Origin of the sequence: Mangrovimonas sp. TPBH4, from assembly GCF_001280505.1 — a bacterium.
GTDB lineage: Bacteria > Bacteroidota > Bacteroidia > Flavobacteriales > Flavobacteriaceae > Mangrovimonas_A.
The window spans coordinates 123,404-143,421 of sequence record NZ_LBIO01000055.1 but is presented as its reverse complement, the minus strand read 5'-3'; the positions used below and the strand labels follow the sequence as shown (position 1 = coordinate 143,421).

Sequence of the window (20,018 nt, the reverse complement as noted above, 5' to 3'; positions counted from 1 at the left end):
CGGCTTCTAAATTAATCAGCCAAATTTGGATTCAGCCATTTTTCGGCCTCATCATTTGAAATCCCTCTACGCTTCGCATAATCCTTCAATTGGTCTTCGGTTATTTTACCCAACCCAAAATATTTGGCGTCTTTGTTGGCAAAATAGTAACCACTTACACTAGCCGCTGGCCACATGGCCAAACTATCGGTCAACTCTACCCCAATGTTTTCCTTTACCTGCAACAATTTCCAGATGGTTTTCTTTTCCAAGTGGTCTGGACAGGCTGGATATCCCGGAGCTGGACGTATACCTTTATAACTCTCTTTGATCAATTCTTCATTGGATAAATTCTCGCCTTGCGCATAGCCCCAAATATCCGTTCTAACTTCCTTATGCAAATATTCAGCGTAAGCTTCCGCTAAACGATCGGCAAGCGCTTTGATCATGATGGAATTATAATCGTCATGGTTATCCTCAAATTGCTTGGCCAATTCCGCCGTTCCAAAACCAGTACTCACACAAAAACAACCTATGTAATCCTGTTTTCCTATTTCTTTAGGTGCCACGAAATCCGACAAGGCAAAATTTGCCACGCCTTCACGCTTATCCAATTGCTGACGTAAGGTTAAGAACGTTGCTTCTACAGCTCCAGATTCATCATACACTTCAATATCATCATCATTCACCGTATTGCCAGGGAACAATCCAAAAACCGCTTTGACCCCCAATAACTTCTCATCAAAAATACGTTTTAGCAATACTTGTGCATCGGCATACAATTCGGACGCATGCTGTCCAACCACCTCATCTTTCAAGATTTCAGGATATTTCCCGTGTAAATCCCAACTTCTAAAAAACGGACTCCAATCAATATAAGCTTCCAATTTGGTGATATCGAAATCTTCTACCACCTGAACCCCCAGTTGCTTTGGCTTTACAATGTCTGCAGCATTCCAATCAATTTTGAATTTGCGCTTTCTAGCTTCCTCAATGTCTATATAATCCTTCTTTTTCCCGCGCTTTAAAAACTGTTCACGGAATTTTTCATACTCCTCACGAATTTGTTCTTTGTACACCGCATTGTCCTTCTGCAACAAATTCCCAACCACAGTTACCGCTCTGGAAGCATCATTCACATGTACCACAGCATGGGTATAATTTGGCGCAATTTTCACAGCAGAATGGGCTCTGGAAGTAGTTGCTCCTCCAATAAGCAATGGAATGGTAAACTTTTGTTTTTCCATTTCCTTAGACAGATACACCATTTCGTCCAAAGACGGTGTAATCAATCCGCTCAAACCAATGGCATCCACCTTTTCGGCTTTTGCCGTTTCTATAATTTTTTCTGGTGGCACCATTACTCCAAGGTCTACAATCTCATAATTGTTACACCCTAATACCACACTAACAATATTTTTACCAATATCGTGGACATCACCTTTTACAGTGGCCATCAAAATCTTTCCGGCATACTCTTGCTTTCCGTCCTTTTCTGCTTCAATAAATGGTTGCAAATAGGCCACTGCCTTTTTCATCACCCTAGCCGATTTCACCACCTGAGGCAAGAACATTTTCCCACTACCAAACAAATCTCCAACCACATTCATCCCAATCATTAAGTGGCCTTCAATAACCTCTATAGGTCTTTCGACCGTCAATCTTGCTTCCTCAACATCCTCGATGATGAACGTATCAATTCCCTTCACCAAACTATGAGTGATACGGTCTTGCAAGCTATCGCTTCGCCATTCCAAAACTTTGGCAACATCTTCCTTTTTATCTCCTTTTACGGTTTCTGCAAAATCCAATAAACGCTCCGTAGCATCATCTCTTCTATCCAACAACACATCTTCTACATGCTCCAATAAATCTTTTGGAATTTCGTCATATACCTCCAACATGGTTGGGTTCACAATTCCTAAATTCATTCCGTGCTTGATGGCATGGAATAAAAATGCTGAATTGATGGCTTCACGTACTACATTATTTCCTCTGAAAGAGAAGGACACATTACTCACCCCTCCTGAAACATTGGCGTAAGGCAAGTTTTCACGAATCCATTTTGTGGCATTGAAAAAATCCAATGCATTTAACCTGTGCTCTTCCATTCCCGTAGCCACAGGAAAAATATTAGGATCGAAAATAATATCTTCAGGAGGGAAATTCACCTCATTCACCAAAATATCATAAGAACGCTTACAGATATCGATACGTCTTTGGTAAGTATCGGCCTGACCTTCCTCATCAAATGCCATCACAATCACCGCAGCTCCATAGCGCTTTACCAATTTGGCGTGATGCACGAAAGTTTCTTTTCCTTCTTTTAAACTGATGGAATTCACCACCGATTTCCCTTGTACCACCTGCAAACCAGCTTCGATGATCTCCCATTTGGAACTATCAATCATTATTGGTACACGGGCAATATCCGGTTCCGAAGCAATCAAATTCAAGAAAGTTACCATGGCTTCTTTACCATCCAACATTCCTTCATCCATATTTACATCGATGATTTGGGCACCACCTTCCACCTGATCTCTAGCAACATCTAGGGCCTCCTCGTATTTTTCTTCCTTTATCAACCTTAAAAACTTGCGAGACCCGGTTACATTGGTTCGCTCCCCTACATTGATAAAATTACTTTCAGGAGTGACTATTAAAGGTTCTAAACCTGAAAGCTTTAAATATTTTGTATGTTTTTCTGACATTGTAATTCTTTTCTAACCGTCCCTATTCAGACACTTCAATTTTGCGTGGTTTATATTTGGCCGCCACCTCAGCAATAGCCGTAATATGCTCTGGAGTTGTACCACAACAACCTCCAATAATATTGATTAAACCATCCTTAAGATAGTTTTCAATAAGTACTTGCATTTGCGCCGGAGTTTGGTCGTATTCACCAAAGGCATTTGGAAGTCCCGCATTTGGATGGGCAGAGGTGAAAAATTCTGTTTCATTTGCCAAACGTCTCAAATAAGGTTGCAACTGATCGGCTCCAAGCGCGCAATTAAACCCAACACTTAGCAATGGAATATGCGAAATGGAAGTTAAAAATGCTTCCACAGTTTGCCCAGAAAGGGTTCTTCCTGAAGCATCCGTGATCGTTCCAGACACCATGACCGGGATATCGATACCTCTCTCCTCTTTTACTTCTTCAATAGCAAATAAGGCCGCCTTGGCATTCAAAGTATCAAATACAGTTTCCACCAATAATAAATCCACGCCACCATCAATTAATGCCTCAACCTGTTGCTTATAGGCCACACGCAATTCCTCAAAAGTTACGGCGCGAAATTCAGGACGGTTAACATCTGGAGATAAGCTAGCCGTTCTGTTTGTAGGACCAATACTTCCTGCAATAAAACGAGGTTTTTCAGGATTGGCAGCTGTAACTTCATCAGCTACTTTTTTGGCAATTTTAGCAGATTCAAAATTCAGTTCATACACCAAATCTTCCATATCATAATCAGCCATTCCAATGGTAGTTCCTGAAAACGTATTGGTTTCCACGATATCCGCACCAGCCTCGAAGTACTTACGGTGTACTTCAGCAATGGCTTGGGGCTGCGTAAGCGACAACAAGTCGTTGTTCCCCTTTAACGGAGACGGATAATCTTTAAAACGCTCCCCACGAAAATCCTCTTCAGAAAAATTATACCGTTGCAGCATGGTCCCCATGGCCCCATCCAGAACTAAAATTCGGTCTTGTAAAACCTGATTAATATTTGACATTTTATTGTGTTTATATTAAAATGTCATCAAGAAAGTAAAAGAAATTACTCTAGGTTATCTGTCCAATTGAGTAGTATTCAACTAGTAGAATTTAGCACCTTCTTTAAAGTTAAAGGGTTGCTAAGGCTTCAACGGGTCTATTCCCTCTGCCTTTCGTGATAACATTTTATATGTTTATGAACTAGGCTGCGAAATTACAGGATAAATAATTTATAACCAATTTTTATTGAAACAAATCTGAAGAAAGGTAACGATCTCCTATATCGCAAATTACGGCGACGATAAGGCCTTCTTCAATTTCATCGGCTATTTTTAAGGCCGTGGCTACACTTCCACCACTGCTCATACCACAAAACACCCCTTCTTCTTTGGCCAATCTGTTAGCCACAGTTCGGGCATCTTCTTCGCTTACCTCTATCACTCGATCTACTTTTGAACGATCGAAAATCTTGGGCAAATAGGCCTCTGGCCATTTTCTAATCCCTGGGATTTTTGCATCATCGGTTGGTTGGGCGCCTACAATGGTTATAGCTTTGTTTTGCTCTTTCAGATAAGTGGATACTCCCATGATAGTCCCTGTAGTGCCCATTGCCGAAACAAAATGCGTCACTTGCCCATCAGTATCTTTCCAAATTTCCGGACCTGTGGTTTTGTAGTGAGCTTTCCAGTTGTCGTCATTGGCGAATTGATTGAGCATGTAATAGCCTTTTTCTTTTTGAAGTTTTTCAGCCAAATCTCGCGAACCTTCTATGCCATCAGCAGCAGGTGTCAGAATAAGTTCCGCTCCATAAGCCCGCATGGTTTTGATACGTTCTTCAGTAGAATTTTCAGGCATGATCAATACCATGTTCAAACCTAATAACTGAGCTATAAAAGCCAAGGCAATCCCTGTATTTCCACTAGTAGCCTCAACCAAAGTGTCTCCTTTTGAAATATCACCACTTTTCAATGCCTCGGAAATCATATTGAAAGCGGCTCGATCCTTCACACTGCCTCCTGGATTTTTTCCTTCCAACTTCAAAAACAGCCGTACGTTTGGTTTGGAAATGATTCGTTTGACTTCAATAAGTGGTGTATTCCCGATTAAATCGGTTATGGATTTACTTTGAATCATTTGTTGCGTGTACTGATTTTTATTTCTGACTGATAGGTGACCAATGAATTTTCTGGAACCGATTGGGTAATCCAAACATTGGCTCCAATAATGCTGTTGGCACCAATCACGATATCTCCCCCCAAAATTGTAGCATTGGCATAAATGGTCACATTATCCTCAATGGTCGGGTGACGTTTGGTATTAGACAAACTCTTCTTCACCTGAATCCCTCCAAGCGTTACCCCTTGATAAATCTTTACATTATTTTTTATGATGGAAGTCTCCCCAATCACTATTCCTGTTCCGTGGTCTATAAAAAAGGAGTCTCCAATGGTCGCTCCTGGATGGATATCGATACCTGTTTTACCATGAACGCACTCACTCATCATTCTTGCCACGATAGGCACATTCAACTTAAAAAGTTCATGACTCAAACGATGAATGGCAATAGCGTGAAATCCTGGATAGGCCAAATAAATTTCTTCCAAACTTTTACAAGCAGGATCGTTTTTTTCGGTAGCCAAAGCATCCAATTCAATGCGTTTTTTAATGGATGGAATCTTGCTTGAAAAAGCCTCCCAAATTTCATTTCCATTTTGATCATTCAATTGCGATACCACATCCAAAAACACCTGTTTTAATACTTTCAATTCTTTTTGCTGAACTTCTTCCTCATCAAATAATGCATAGAAGAGCCGTTTTGTGAAAGTCGCAATATCGTCCTTTAAGCGAAGTTTATATGCCATAGTTGTTATTTCGAACATCTAAATTTAGGGATTACAATTTAAACCGTATTCTAAATAACCGTTAATTTATAGCTTGCACTACTGCTTTTGGAGCTTCTTTTCTCGTGCCGTCAAAACCATCAACACCACTTACGGTAGTATATTTCAGCACATACTTTTTCCCTGGATTAATGATTTTATAAGCAGATTGACACATTAAAGTCGCTTCATGAAAACCACAAAGTATCAACTTCAATTTGCCTTCGTAAGTGTTCACATCGCCTATGGCAAAGATTCCAGGAATATTGGTTTGATAATCCAAAGTATCCACTTTGATGGCATTTTTTTCAATTTCCAAGCCCCATTCTCCAATAGGTCCCAATTTTGGAGACAAACCAAACAGAGGAATAAAATGATCGGCTTCATGTAATATTTTTTCACCGTCCTTGATAATTGTAACACCCTCTAATTTCGAGTTGCCATGCAATGCCGTTACTTCTGCAGGAGTCACCAAATTGATTTTCCCCAACAGCTTTAACTCTTGAACCTTTTCTACGGAATCCAAGGCGCCACGGAATTCATTCCGTCTATGAACTAAAGTGACCTCTTCGGCTACATCTGCCAAGAAAATACTCCAATCCAAAGCAGAATCTCCTCCTCCTGAAATCACCACTTTTTTGTTGCGGTACACTTCTGGATCCTTGATAAAATACTCCACACCTTTATCTTCGTAATAAGAAATATTTTCAATCAATGGTTTTCTAGGCTCAAACGATCCCAAACCTCCCGCAATAGCAACCACAGGAGCATGGTGTTTAGTCCCCTTATTGGTAGTTACAATGAAACTTCCGTCTTCCAACTTTTCAATAGTTTCAGCCCTTTCTCCTAAGGTAAACCCAGGTTCAAACTGCTTGCCCTGTTCCAATAAATTATTGGTTAAATCTCCAGCCAATATCTCCGGAAATCCTGGAATATCGTAGATTGGTTTTTTAGGATATATCTCCGAGCATTGTCCTCCCGGTTGTGGCAATGCATCAATTAAATGACACTTCAATTTCAATAATCCGGCTTCAAAAACTGTGAATAACCCCGTTGGTCCTGCTCCAATAATCAATATATCTGTTTTTATCATGGTCTCTAATTTTAGTCGATTTTGGATATAGCTATCCCGTAAAATCAATGATTTTTAAAAAATTTTGTTTCTATTTATTCTATGAAAATTGTTGAATTTCTTGGCGTATCGAAGTCAAATGCACTCGGTCGTTGACCACTTCACCTACTATAATTATGGCTGGATTGGATAACTTTTCTTTCTCTACGACCTCACAAATGGAAGCAACTGTACCAATGCCTATTTTTTCATCTTTTGTCGTTCCATTTTGAATGATTGCTACCGGTGTTTCAGCTTTTCCTTCCTTTTGAAAAGCCTCCATGATTTGAGGCAGTTTGCTCATCCCCATCAAAATAACCACTGTTGCTGTAGATTTGGCCGCAATAGGGATATCATTGGACATTTTATGATCCTTGGTTGTACCTGTAATCACCCAAAAACTTTCGGAACTTCCTCGCTTCGTCAAAGGAATGCCTTGGTAAGCTGGCACTGCAATAGCCGAGGAAATTCCTGGCACCACATTGCCTTCCACACCAAACCTCTGGGCATATTCCAATTCTTCGGCTCCTCTACCAAATACAAATGGATCGCCTCCCTTTAACCGCACAACATGGCCATGACTTTTGGCTCGCGCTACAATCAACTCATTGATCTGTTCTTGTTGATAGGCATAGCAACCTTTTCGTTTTCCCACAAAAATGAGTTCAGCCTCTGATGATGCATATTCCAACAAAGCACTATTTATCAACGCATCGTACAAAATGACTTGAGCCGAACTAATAGCCTTTACTGCCTTTAGGGTGATTAATTCCGGATCTCCCGGACCTGCTCCCACAACTGTCAATCTTGATCTTAATCTTTCCATCCCCACTTGATTTGTTCATTTAACTGGCCACTTTTTGTGTTTCTGCCCTAAACACTTTCACATTGGACAAGAACACTTTGGCGCTTTCAATATAATTCTCTGCAAATTCTTTAGTTGGGGCATTATTTTTTATTTGATATACCAATTCCGAAAATGTCACTCCCAAACGCACTCGATTCGTTTCCACAAATTCAGCATCGAATTGAGAAATAATCCCTGCTTGGGTATTCACTGAAATATCTTCGGAAATTAAAATGGCTTTTGCCGAATTCACCATGGAACTATAAGCATGATACACCGCCGACGAATACACTTTATCCTCAAAGGACTGTTCTGCCAATTCAATTTTTTCCTCACTTTCCAAAAACAAGGTCGATACCAAATCGATGACCACACCAGCACATTCTCCAACCCCAATGGCTTTCACATACTTTTCATTGGTTCCCCAATCGATAAAATCTTCTTGGGTCAAATTGGAAACATCAGACAAATCAGTCAGAAAGTCGTAGAAATACTTCTGCCCCTGTTCCAAATAATAGTCCACAAAAGGCTTTCCTTTGGCATTGGCCTCATAATCATTCAAAATTCTACGTAAGGCCTCAGGCCCTCGTCTACTCGGAACTTTTACCACCTTATCAGCGAAAATCCCATTCCCATTTCCTTTGTTACCACCACCCAACAATACTTGCAACGCTGGTGCCACCAATTTATCAGGCGTACGAATGGACATCCCCTGAAACCCTATATTGGCCATAGTGTGCTGTCCACAAGCATTCATACAACCACTAATTTTGATGACCAAATCTTCATTATCCAAATACTGCGGATATTCAGCTTTGATGACCCGCTCCAACTCTTCGGCAATTCCCGTACTACTGGCAATTCCCAAATTACAGGTATCAGTTCCTGGACATGCAGTGATATCCACTGCTTTGTTATATCCCAATTCAGTAAAGCCTAATTTGCTCAACTCTTGATAAAAGAAAGGTAACAATTCTTCCTTAACAAAAGGAATCAAGATATTCTGACGCAAGGTCAACCTGATTTCACCGGCAGCATAGGTTTCTACCAAATCTGCCAACAATCTGGCTTTATCCGTATAAAAATCACCTAACAACACCTTTATGCCAATCGCTACATAACCTTCCTGCTTTTGAGGAATAATATTGGTTTCCTTCCATTTATTGAAGGGCTCCACATCAACCAATTCAACATTTGGGATAGCAACTTCTACAGGCACTGATATTGGATACGAATCTGCATCAATAGGAACCGATTTGTATTCTATAGCCGCTTGCTCCTCATCCACCAATTGCTTGAAAGCCTCCAAGCCAATATCCTTTACTAAGAATTTGACACGTGCCTTGGCGCGACTTTTACGTTCTCCATGGCGATCAAAAATTCTCAGAACACCTTCCATTACTGGAATAATTTTATCTGAAGGCAAGAACTCATATAGTACATCGGCATGACGTGGTTGGGAACCCAAACCACCTGCCAGCATTACCTTAAAACCTCTAGTGCCATTTTGAATTTTTGCAATAAAGCCCAAATCGTGCATATAAGACAAGCCTGTATCCGCATCGGAAGCCGAAAATGACACCTTAAACTTGCGCCCCATTTCCTGACAAATAGGATTTCTCAAAAAGAATTTGAACACAGCATCGGCATAAGGCGATACATCGAAAGGTTCGCTGATGTCAATTCCCGCTGTTTCACTCGCGGTGACATTTCTTACTGTATTTCCACAAGCTTCACGCAAGGTGACCTCATCACGCTCCAATTCGGCCCAAAGCTCTGGGGTTCTGTCCAAATCTACATAATGGATCTGGATATCCTGACGCGTAGTAATGTGTAATCTCCCTCTAGAATATTCATCCGATACATCTGCAATTCTTCGCAACTGCTTGCTTAATACTTTCCCGTAAGGCAATTTGATGCGAATCATTTGCACTCCATGTTGACGTTGCCCATAAACTCCACGAGCCAAACGCAGGCTTCGGAATTTCTCCTCATCGATCTTACCATTATGGAACAGCTCAATTTTATTGGCCAATTCAATAATGTCCCTCTCTACAACTGGATTTTCTATTTCTGTTCTAAAACTTTGCATAATGCCTGTTTGCTGTTATTGCAAGTGTATACCACACTCTCTGTTTTTCAATGCCTTTATAGGATCGAAATAATCATGGTTTTTGGGCAGTCCATGAACTTCCAAATAATTGTCTAAATCTGCATCCGTCCAATAATAAAAGGGGCTTACCTTTAAAATACCGTCCTTACTCAAACTCAAAATATCCTTCTTGCTTCTAAGTTCTGTTTGTCTTACTCTAATGTTGGTAAACCACAAGTCCGGCTGATGTTCTTTAAGCGCTCTTCTGAACGGCTCCAATTTCACAACTTCCGAAAATTCAGCATGATTATCATCTTCCAATCCGGGTAAACCAATAGTCGCATCAATTTCAGCCTTGCTTTTTAGGGACTGATACCTATAGATATTCAAATTGTATTGTCTAATCAAATTTGAGGCATGCTCATACGTACTGTTTTCATTATAAAGGGTATCACACCAAATCACCTTAATGCCCTTATCCTTCCTGACTATGGTGCTCAACAATACTGAAGAGTACACTCCAAAACTAGTCGTGACAATTCGGTTTTCTGATACAGTTAAAGCCCAGTCAATAATTTCATCTGGTGTTTTGTCTCGCAATACTTGATTCCAATATGCGATATCAATGGTATGTCCAATCATAATTCAAATTTTAATTCCCATTACCCTATCGGAATAGTAGGATTTAAAAACAAAAGTATATAAAATAATTTAAAGTGCTGTGAATTTTAATGTTAAATAATCAAATTATGTCCGCCAAGGACTTATTGTTGAAGATATTAAGCGTACTATCCCTTACTTCCATCATCAATTTGTGAACCGAGCAAGTTTTTTCATTCGGGCAGTCTTCGCACTTCTCATAGAAGTTCAAACTTACGCAAGGCACCATGGCAATGGGACCTTCCAAAATACGCATTACGGCAGACATTTTGATATCCTTGGGATCCCTAAGCAGGTAATAGCCTCCGCCCTTCCCTTTCTTGGATCCCAAGAAACCATTTTTCCGCAATGTTAACAGAATACTCTCCAAAAACTTTTGGGAAATATTTTCATGTTGGGAAATCACTCCTATTTGTACTGGACTAAAATTCTCCTGTCTGGCCAAGAATGTTAGTGCCTTTAGACCGTATTTGGTTTTCTTTGAAAGCATTGCTCAAATATAACCAAATTCTTATATCAATCTAAGGCCTGTTTTAAATCGGCAATAATATCTTCAAAATGTTCCAAACCCACAGAAACCCTTACCAATCCGTCTGTAATGCCTACTTCCAACCTATCGGCTTCACTTAATTTACTGTGTGTTGTTGAGGCTGGATGCGTTACAATAGTTCTCGTGTCTCCCAAATTAGCTGAGAGTGAGGCCATTTTTAGAGCATCCAAAAACTTACGCCCAGCTTCTACTCCTCCTTTAATTTCAAAAGCTACAATATTCCCGCCTTGTTTCATTTGCTTTTTGGCAATTTCATACTGCGGGTGCGATTTTAAAAATGGATATTTCACAAAGTTGACATTGTCATGGCTTTCTAAAAATTCTGCCACCTTCAAGGCATTTTCGCAATGTCTATCAACGCGAACAGGCAAGGTTTCCAAGCTTTTGGACAATACCCAAGCATTAAATGGCGACAAAGACGGCCCTGTATTTCTAGAAAACAAATAAATTTCTCTAATCAGCTCCTTACTTCCAACAGTCACTCCCCCTAACACGCGACCTTGTCCGTCGATTAACTTAGTTGCTGAATGAATTACCAAATCGGCACCAAACTTAATTGGGTTTTGCAAATAAGGTGTGGCAAAACAATTATCAATCACCAATAGGATGTTATGTTTCTTGGCAATCTTGCCCAATAACTCCAAATCCAGAATATCCACCGCTGGGTTAGTTGGTGTTTCGGCATATAGAATTTTGGTGTTAGGTTGAATCAATTCTTCAATTTTATCAACTTCGCTTTCCTTAAAATAGGTAGTTTCAATATTCCACTTTGGAAGATAGGTGGTAAACAAAGCGTGTGTAGAACCAAATACACTTCGACACGAAACCACATGGTCTCCTGCATTCAACAAAGCCGCGAAAGTTGAAAATACCGCCGACATTCCCGTAGCATAGGCATAACCTGCTTCAGCACCCTCCAATTTGCAGATTTTCTCCACAAACTCCGAAGTATTTGGGTTGGTAAAACGGCTGTAAATATTGCGCTCCTTTTCCTCTGCAAACGAGGCACGCATGTCCTCGGCATCATCAAATTTAAAACTTGAGGTGAGATACAAAGGAGCGGAATGCTCTGAATATTGCGAACGCTCCAACTGTGTTCTGATAGCTTCGGTTTCGAAATGTTTTTGACTCATGACAATAGGTATTTTGTGTTCCAAAATGAATTTTGGAATTTTGTTTTCTTATTAATTAATGTGTTTAGACAATCGTAAAATATCACCAAAGACACCTCTTGCGGTTACTTCGGCACCTGCGCCCGCCCCTTGGATCACAATTGGCTGCTCTCCATAGGATTCTGTGAAAATTTCAAAGATGGCATCAGAACCTTTTACATGTCCCAATGTACTGTCTTCTGGAATGGACACCAGTTTCACTTCCAAATTCCCTTTCTCCTGCGACAGGTCACCAAACAAATCTCCAACATATCTCAAAACATGGCCTGGCTCCTGTTGTTCTTTGATTTTTTGGAATTCCTCATCAAGCACATCCAATTGCCCCAAAAATTCCTGTACCGAAATATTTCTATAAGCTTCCGGAATTAAATTTTGAACCGACACATCCTCAAATTCGTTATGCAAATCCAACTCACGTGCCAAGATCAATAATTTACGTGCTACATCATTCCCAGAGAAATCTTCTCTTGGATCTGGCTCCGTAAATCCTTTATCGATAGTTTCCTGAACAATGGCACTGAAGGGTTTGTCCTGAACAGAAAAGTTATTGAACAGGTAACTTAAGGTTCCCGAAAACACCCCTCTAATTCTAGTAATGTTTTCACCAGATTCGTGCAATAACTTGATGGTGTCAATTAATGGCAATCCAGCACCTACCGTAGTTTCGTAAAGGTATTGTTTGTTGTGCTCTTTTAAATGTTCTCTCAAGTCGGTGTAAAAATCGTGGGAAATGGTGTTGGCAATTTTATTGGACGACACCAAATCAAATCCCGCTTCCACCAATGGCTTGTAATTTTCATGGAACATCCCGCTTGCAGTATTATCCACAGCTATCAAGTTTTCCAAATGGTGTTTTTTGGCAAAATCCACTATATCCTGAAGTTGATATCCTGAAGTTTCAGCTTTTAAGGCTTCTTTCCAATTTTCATCAACGCCATTTTTATCTAAAATCACCTGTTTTGAATTGGCTATAGCGAATACATTCAAACTAATTCCTTTACGCTTTTCAATCTCATCTTTCGATTTCAAAATCTGATTGATCAAAGCACCTCCAACCAATCCGTGGCCAAAAATGGCAATGTTGATTTTCTTGGAAATTCCAAAAATCTCCCCATGAATAACATTGACAGCCTTGTGCAATTGATGCTTTTTCACCACCAAACTCACATTTCGACCAGTTACCGTATTATTGAATAATAGTGGTGTAATTTGGTTTTTGATCAAGGCATTGAATGGCTTATGGAACGAACTCAACTCAATCCCAATAATAGAGATTACTGACACATCATCTACTACGCCAATTTTGTTAACGTCTTGAGTGTAAAAATCATTTTCAAACTCACGCTCCAATGCCACCACAGCTTGCGTTGCTTTTGAAGCATCAATGATCAAGCCAATTCCTCTTTCCGAAGATCCTTGCGACACAATGCTCACACTGATATTTTGGTCACTCAAGGCTTTAAAAATTCGGGCATCCACACCAACTTTACCCAAAAGGCCTCTTCCTTCAAAATTCAAAAGGGCCACATTATCCAAAACCGACAATGAAGTGACTTCTTTATTACTTGGTTTAGCCGTAATCAAGGTGCCTTCCCCATCGGAATTGAAGGTATTCAAGATTCTTAAATTGATATTTTTTTCCACCAATGGAATGATGGTTTTGGCATGCAGTACACTGGTTCCAAAGTTTGCCAATTCATTGGCTTCGCTAAAGGACAGCTCTCTAATTTTTTGAGCATCGGCAACCAAGTCCGGATTGGCCGTATAAATACCATTTACATGCGTATAATTTTGCAATTCTTCAGCATCCAAGAAATTGGCCAACAAAGATGCCGAATAGTTACTTCCGTTGCGTCCCAAAGTGGTAGTTTCTCCATCCAAATTCGATGCGATGAACCCCGTAACAATATTCACCGTAGAACCATTGAATTTCTTAAAATGTTCCACAACTTTCTCCTTGGAAATCTTTTGAATAGGTTGTGAATTTCCAAAATCACCTTCAGTTTTTATCAAGGTTCTAGAGTCCGTTGCATTGGCATTAATGCCCTTGCCTTTTAATATTACGGCTATAATTTTTGCAGACAATAATTCCCCGAAAGCCAATACCTGACTTTTGATTTTTTCACTGTAATCCCCAAGCAAAGCCACCCCTTCGAAAATATTTTCCAAAGCCGAAAACTCACCTGTAAAATCAATATTTGGCAATGGCTCCACCTGATAGGCTTTGAAAGCTTCAAAATCGGGTTTGTACACTTCCTTCTTAGAAGCTTTTTCAAGCAAAGCCTCTAATTCGTCCGTGGCATTCCCTCTAGCCGATACAACCACTGCTATTTTTTCACCATCATTAACCTTTTTCTCTATGATTTCAAGGGCTCTTGTAAGACCTTCTCCATTTCCTAAAGACTTCCCGCCAAACTTCAATATTTTCATTCTCTTGTGTTTTGTATCTGGGCTAAAAATGCCCTCTATAATTTTTTCTAACTGTTCAAATTCTATTAAAAATGCATCGTGACCATGATCTGAATGGATTTCGTGATAGGTCACATTTGGATGCGTTGCGGCCAGCTGTTTTTGGGTTTCCCTGTTTTCTTCCGCAGTAAAAAACAAATCGGAGTCCACACCTACAATGGCAATTTTGGAACTGATGATGTCCAAGATATTTTCGTTGGCTTCCCTTCCTTTGGTAACGTCGATGGTTTTCAGCAACTGATTCATCAATTTGTAAGCCGACAACTGAAAACGTTCTTGCAACTTATTACCATGATGCAGCAACCAACTTTCTACATTGAAAATTTCCAATTCATCGTTAACACTTCTTTGGAAACGTTCCTTAAACGACTTAGGCGTTCTGTAGCATAGCATGGCATGCATTCGGGCGTCGTGTACCGGGTTATTGGAATTCACCAAAAACTGCTCTTGAATTTGACAATTGGCAATCAACCAATCGGTCGATTTCCAGTCGGTTGCCACCGGAATTAAATATTCCGCTAGATTAGGTTTCAAAACGGCCATTTCCCAAGCAATCCCTCCCCCAAGTGAACCGCCTATCAAAGCAAACACCTGTGGAATATTTAATTCTTCCAAACCTTTTAAAAACAATTTCGCAACATCACGCGCTACAAAATCCTTATAGTTTTCAATTAGGAATCCGTCGTACCCATTACCTGGAATATTAAAGGCTAGAACCGTGAATTTTTTGGTATCGATAATTTTATCGTCTCCAATCAAGCTTCCCCACCAGCCATCGTCTCCGGCAACATTACTGTTCCCAGTTAGGGCATGATTTACCACTACTATTGGGGCTTCATGAAGTGGCAACCCAAAGGTTTGATAAGATAATTGTATTGGCAATTCTACTCCGCTTTCAAGAGTGAAACTGTCCAGTTGTATAAAATTAAGTGCTTTCATTTCAAAATTAAAAATTTAAAAACAAAAAGCTCAGGCCCAATGGGCGTACCTAAATAAAATATGTTAAAAAGAAATTATAGAAAATTACAGAATGTAATTCTTGTTGGGTTATCTATCTAAAAACTCTTGCTTTCAGTAGAATTTAGCACCTTCTTTATTGCTAAAGGGTTGCTAAGGCTTCGTTGGGTCTAATCCCTCCGCCTTTCTTGATAACATTTTCAATAAGTGAGTGAACTTCGTGAGTGCAAATATTCAGTTAGAAAAACTTAAAATCCAAATTTATTCTCCACTTTTTGAATTTTTTATGATTTTATCATGAAAATTCTGCCAAATACTTTTCCCTGATAATTTGCGCTACAGGCTTGTTGTAGATTTTACTTTCCAACCATGAAATAATGTCCAAATATAGGAACGCACGCCTCTCATAAGGATCGTTTTCGTAGGTTTTAAAGGTTTTATGAAGTTCAATAAAAGCCTTTTTTATATCCTGTGGATACACATCCTGAAGCCCTTTGATGAACTTGATCATTTCTTTTTGGACTTCGTATAGATCGTTGATCTTCAAAAGGAATTTATAGGTGCTTCTCAAGAGCTTTTCAATATGATAATCATACCCGCCTTCATAGTGCGCTACCAAGTTCAACACTCTTGAAAAACAGAGCAGATCTTCCCGCATGGAAAGTGATTTATTGGAGATAATTTTATCTAAATACGCAATACATTCCTTATTGTTCCCTGCTCCAAAATGCATACTCGCAAACTTGTAATAGAACACCATAGTGTGATGCTCGTCTATACGATCTTTGTACGACTGTAAATCTTTTTCGATGATCGGAATCAAATATAAGCCCTCTTGAAAACTACCATCTATAAAGTAATAGTTGAGTCTATTAACATTTAAATACAAGAACGAAAGGGCTTCTACATTTTCATCTTTTGGAAAGGATTTTGCCGCTACAATACTTTCAAATTTTCTTAAATAGTGGTCAAATTTCCGCTTGTTTTTTGTGTAGAACAAAGCTTCCAAAAGATAATTATTTCCTTTAATAAAAAACACAGGATTCAAGTCTACCATGTCTGGATGTTGCTCAAAAAGCTTTACCCAACGCAGGGCATACTTATAGCAATTCAAAAAATCCTGTAGCAAAAAGCTGTACCATAAATTGGCCTTGTAAAGCCATAACCGCTCCCTAAAACCTAATTCGTCAATATCATATTTAGGCAGTCTGGCTTGGAAATAATCCCTTATTTGCTTGGCTTCGGCTTCATTTTTAACGTAACCTATCTTTAGAAACAAGCCATAAAGCTGTAAGGATAAATTGGAAAGTTTACTGGCTATAACATTGGCCTTGCTCAGTTCTTTCGCCTGAATCGTCAACTCATCAGCTCGCCCACTGATACTTCTAGTAATGTATTGTGATTCGATGATTTTTTCGAGCTCCACAATTTCAAAAGCCAGATTCTTCTCTTCACTTTGAATTGCCAACTCTTTGGACTTGTCCAAAATTTTCAAGGCCTGTTTATAAAGTCCTTTATGGTATAAAATTGAAGCAAAATCCAATTGCTCCCTTAATTGCGACCTTGTGTTTTGATGTGAAGGGTTCAAGCGCAAACTAATCAGGATTTGCTTGTACAAATGAGCTTTGACATTCGCCAATTGCTGCTTTTTGACCACCCCACTTTTCAAAATAATGGACTCATCATACACCGTGAGCTTGTCCATAATGTTGAACAGGTTCAAAAATTTTGAATCCTCATTGACGCCCAATCGTCCCACATACAGCTTAAACTGGCGTTTCTCTGATTTGGTCATGGATTTAACCAACAGAAACAAATTGTCTTTCAAGTCCTTAGTCATCGAACAAAAATAAACTTTAAACTACTGATTTTTAAGTTTTTACCCAACAAAACAACGTTTGAACATCGTAATACTTTTTAAAACCCAAAGTGAATTGAATAACCAAAGTATAAATTCGTAAGACAATACAAAAATATATTTCTATAAATGTCTAAAGAGCACGTACAAATTTTTGACACCACCTTAAGAGATGGTGAACAGGTTCCTGGGTGTAAGCTAAATACCACCCAAAAGTTGATTATTGCCAAAAAATTGGACTACCTAGGAGTAGATGTTATTGAGGCCGGATTTCCGGTTTCCAGCCCTGGGGACTTTGAATCTGTTGAGGCCATTTCCAAATTAGTAAAGAATGCAACAGTGTGTGGTTTGACCAGAGCTGTTGAAAATGATATTAAAGTTGCAGCCGAAGCCCTAAGGTATGCCAAACGACCTAGAATTCATACAGGTATTGGCACCTCCGATTCTCATATAAAATTTAAATTCAACTCTACCAGAGAACAAGTTTTGGTACGTGCCTACGAAGCCGTAAAATATGCCAAATCTTTTGTAGAAGATGTGGAATTTTATGCCGAAGATGCCGGAAGAACAGACAATGAATATTTAGCTCGTGTGTGTGAAATGGCCATTAAAGCAGGTGCTACGGTTTTAAATATTCCTGACACCACAGGATATTGTTTGCCGAGTGAATACGGAGCAAAAATTAAATACCTAAAAGAAAACGTAAAAGGTATTGAAAAGGCCATCTTGTCTTGCCACTGCCATAACGATTTAGGATTGGCCACGGCCAATTCCATAGAAGGGGTCATTAACGGTGCTCGCCAAATTGAATGTACCATCAATGGTATTGGCGAACGTGCCGGTAATACAGCGCTGGAAGAAGTCGTCATGATTTTAAAACAACACCCGTACTTAAACTTGGATACCAACATTAAAACTCCAGAGTTATACGGCATCAGCCAATTGGTATCTGAACAAATGGGCGTTTACACCCAACCTAACAAAGCAATTGTTGGCTCCAATGCCTTTGCACACAGTTCAGGAATTCACCAAGATGGTGTCATTAAAAACAGAGAAACTTACGAAATCATCGATCCAAAAGACGTAGGCGTCACCGAATCTGCCATTGTTTTAACGGCTAGAAGCGGGAGAGCTGCCTTGGCATATAGAGCCAAAAACATCGGTTACGAATTGACCAAATTGCAATTGGACGAGATCTATGCTAGTTTCTTGAATTTTGCAGATAGTAAAAAAGAAGTCGATGATAGTGATATCCACCACATCATCGAGACAAGTAATGTATATCAACAAATAATTAGCGCGTAATGGGAAAGACCTTATTTGATAAAGTTTGGGATGCGCACGTTGTGGACTCCATTCAGGATGGACCACAAATATTATATATTGACAAACACTTAATTCATGAAGTTACCAGCCCACAGGCTTTTAACGAACTTGAAGAACGAGATATTCCAATATTTAGGCCAAACCAAATTGTGGCCACCGCAGACCATAACACACCCACAAAAAATCAACACTTACCGGTTGAGGATGAGCTGTCCAGAAATCAGTTAAAACAGCTCGCCGAGAACTGTCATAAAAATAATATTACACTCTACGATTTAGGGCATCAATACAATGGCATCGTCCATGTTATGGCTCCTGAACTAGGCATCACCCAACCAGGTATGACCATGGTTTGTGGTGATTCGCATACCTCTACCCATGGTGCTTTTGGTGCCATTGCCTTTGGTATTGGGACCAGTCAGGTAGCACAGGTATTCGCAAGTCAATGTTTGTTATTGACAAAGCCTAAAAGTTTACGTGTAACGGTTAATGGCAAGTTAAAGAATGGCGTCCTACCCAAAGATGTCATTCTTTATATCATCTCAAAATTGGGCACCAATTCAGGCACAGGCTATTTCTGTGAATATGCAGGAGACGTATTTGAAAACATGAGCATGGAAGGCCGGATGACTGTTTGTAATATGAGTATTGAAATGGGTGCTCGAGGCGGGATGATTGCCCCAGACCAAACCACTTTTGAATACATAAAAGACAGAGAATTTGCGCCTAAAGGCGAGGAATTCGAAAACAAAGTTGCCTATTGGAAAACCTTGCCTACGGACGCTGACGCTACGTTTGACAAAGAATACGTTTTTGATGCCCAAGATATTGAACCTATGATTACCTACGGAACGAATCCTGGTATGGGCATTAAAATTTCAGAACATATCCCCGTTTTGAATGATGCTTCTTTTGAAAAATCCTTGGGATATATGGATTTCAAAAAAGGGGAATCCTTAGTAGATAAACCTATCAATTATGTATTTATTGGTAGCTGCACCAATTCTAGAATTGAAGATTTTAGAGTGGCTGCCAACTACATTAAAGGCAAACATAAGGCCGACAACGTCACTGCGTGGTTAGTTCCTGGAAGTAAGCAAGTAGAAGCCCAAATTATAGACGAAGGCTTAAAAGACATTTTTGAAACTGCCGGTTTCGAATTGCGACAACCAGGTTGTTCTGCTTGTTTGGCCATGAACGATGATAAAATCCCGCAAGGCGAATACTGCGTTTCTACTTCCAATAGAAATTTTGAAGGACGACAAGGACAGGGCGCCAGAACCATTTTGGCAAGTCCTTTGGTAGCGGCCGCGACTGCTGTTGCAGGAAAAATAGTAGATGTATCAAAAGCCTTTGAAAATACTTTTGAAAAAGAATTAATGAGCTAAACCTTTCAGCGGAA

General features: G+C 39.7%; 14 protein-coding genes and 2 riboswitches. Of the genes, 2 read left to right on the top strand and 12 right to left on the bottom strand.

The genetic code is table 11. The annotated features are described in order from the left end of the window. Positions 1–11: 11 nt before the first annotated feature. The 12 genes from metH to ZA05_RS12550 form a co-directional block, all read right to left on the bottom strand. Positions 12–2,690, bottom strand: a complete 2,679-nt coding sequence (gene metH / locus ZA05_RS12605; RefSeq protein ID WP_053992044.1) for a methionine synthase — start codon at positions 2,688–2,690, stop codon at positions 12–14. A gap of 22 nt (positions 2,691–2,712) precedes the next feature. Then, positions 2,713–3,714, bottom strand: coding sequence for a homocysteine S-methyltransferase family protein (locus ZA05_RS12600; RefSeq protein WP_053992043.1), 1,002 nt, complete (start codon positions 3,712–3,714; stop codon positions 2,713–2,715). A 51-nt stretch (positions 3,715–3,765) separates the two neighbouring features. After that, positions 3,766–3,879, bottom strand: a riboswitch (SAM riboswitch). A gap of 58 nt (positions 3,880–3,937) precedes the next feature. After that, positions 3,938–4,828, bottom strand: a complete 891-nt coding sequence (gene cysM, locus ZA05_RS12595) for a cysteine synthase CysM (RefSeq protein WP_369793860.1) — start codon at positions 4,826–4,828, stop codon at positions 3,938–3,940. Beyond that, positions 4,825–5,556 (bottom strand): serine O-acetyltransferase EpsC, encoded by a 732-nt coding sequence (epsC, locus tag ZA05_RS12590; protein ID WP_231632494.1) that lies wholly within the window; start codon positions 5,554–5,556, stop codon positions 4,825–4,827. The genes cysM and epsC overlap by 4 nt, the downstream gene beginning before the upstream one ends. 61 nt (positions 5,557–5,617) lie before the next feature. Beyond that, positions 5,618–6,667 (bottom strand): NAD(P)/FAD-dependent oxidoreductase, encoded by a 1,050-nt coding sequence (locus tag ZA05_RS12585; protein WP_053992041.1) that lies wholly within the window; start codon positions 6,665–6,667, stop codon positions 5,618–5,620. Positions 6,668–6,746: 79 nt separating this feature from the next. Continuing rightward, positions 6,747–7,511, bottom strand: coding sequence for a uroporphyrinogen-III C-methyltransferase (gene cobA, locus ZA05_RS12580; protein ID WP_053992040.1), 765 nt, complete (start codon positions 7,509–7,511; stop codon positions 6,747–6,749). 19 nt (positions 7,512–7,530) lie between these two features. After that, positions 7,531–9,624, bottom strand: coding sequence for a HEPN domain-containing protein (locus ZA05_RS12575; protein ID WP_053992039.1), 2,094 nt, complete (start codon positions 9,622–9,624; stop codon positions 7,531–7,533). Between the two features lie 15 nt (positions 9,625–9,639). Further along, complete coding sequence (locus ZA05_RS12570) at positions 9,640–10,266, bottom strand: phosphoadenosine phosphosulfate reductase family protein (protein ID WP_053992038.1); 627 nt, start codon at positions 10,264–10,266, stop codon at positions 9,640–9,642. 100 nt (positions 10,267–10,366) lie between these two features. Next, positions 10,367–10,774 carry an Rrf2 family transcriptional regulator gene (locus tag ZA05_RS12565; protein ID WP_053978473.1) on the bottom strand — a complete coding sequence of 136 codons (408 nt, stop codon included), beginning with the start codon at positions 10,772–10,774 and terminating at the stop codon, positions 10,367–10,369. A gap of 26 nt (positions 10,775–10,800) precedes the next feature. Further along, entirely contained in the window at positions 10,801–11,967 is a 1,167-nt protein-coding gene (locus ZA05_RS12560) for an O-succinylhomoserine sulfhydrylase (protein ID WP_053992037.1), read from the bottom strand. A 51-nt stretch (positions 11,968–12,018) separates the two neighbouring features. Then, positions 12,019–15,414, bottom strand: a complete 3,396-nt coding sequence (gene thrA, locus ZA05_RS12555) for a bifunctional aspartate kinase/homoserine dehydrogenase I (protein WP_053992036.1) — start codon at positions 15,412–15,414, stop codon at positions 12,019–12,021. A 105-nt stretch (positions 15,415–15,519) separates the two neighbouring features. Next, positions 15,520–15,630, bottom strand: a riboswitch (SAM riboswitch). Positions 15,631–15,727: 97 nt separating this feature from the next. After that, complete coding sequence (locus ZA05_RS12550; RefSeq protein WP_053992035.1) at positions 15,728–17,272, bottom strand: hypothetical protein; 1,545 nt, start codon at positions 17,270–17,272, stop codon at positions 15,728–15,730. Between the two features lie 147 nt (positions 17,273–17,419). On the opposite strand from ZA05_RS12550, the gene ZA05_RS12545 reads away from it, so the two are divergent. Together ZA05_RS12545 and leuC are read left to right on the top strand one after the other, a co-directional pair. Next, positions 17,420–18,595, top strand: a complete 1,176-nt coding sequence (locus tag ZA05_RS12545) for a 2-isopropylmalate synthase (RefSeq protein WP_082333768.1) — start codon at positions 17,420–17,422, stop codon at positions 18,593–18,595. Next, positions 18,595–20,004, top strand: a complete 1,410-nt coding sequence (gene leuC, locus ZA05_RS12540) for a 3-isopropylmalate dehydratase large subunit (RefSeq protein WP_053992034.1) — start codon at positions 18,595–18,597, stop codon at positions 20,002–20,004. The genes ZA05_RS12545 and leuC overlap by 1 nt, the downstream gene beginning before the upstream one ends. Positions 20,005–20,018: the final 14 nt, after the last annotated feature.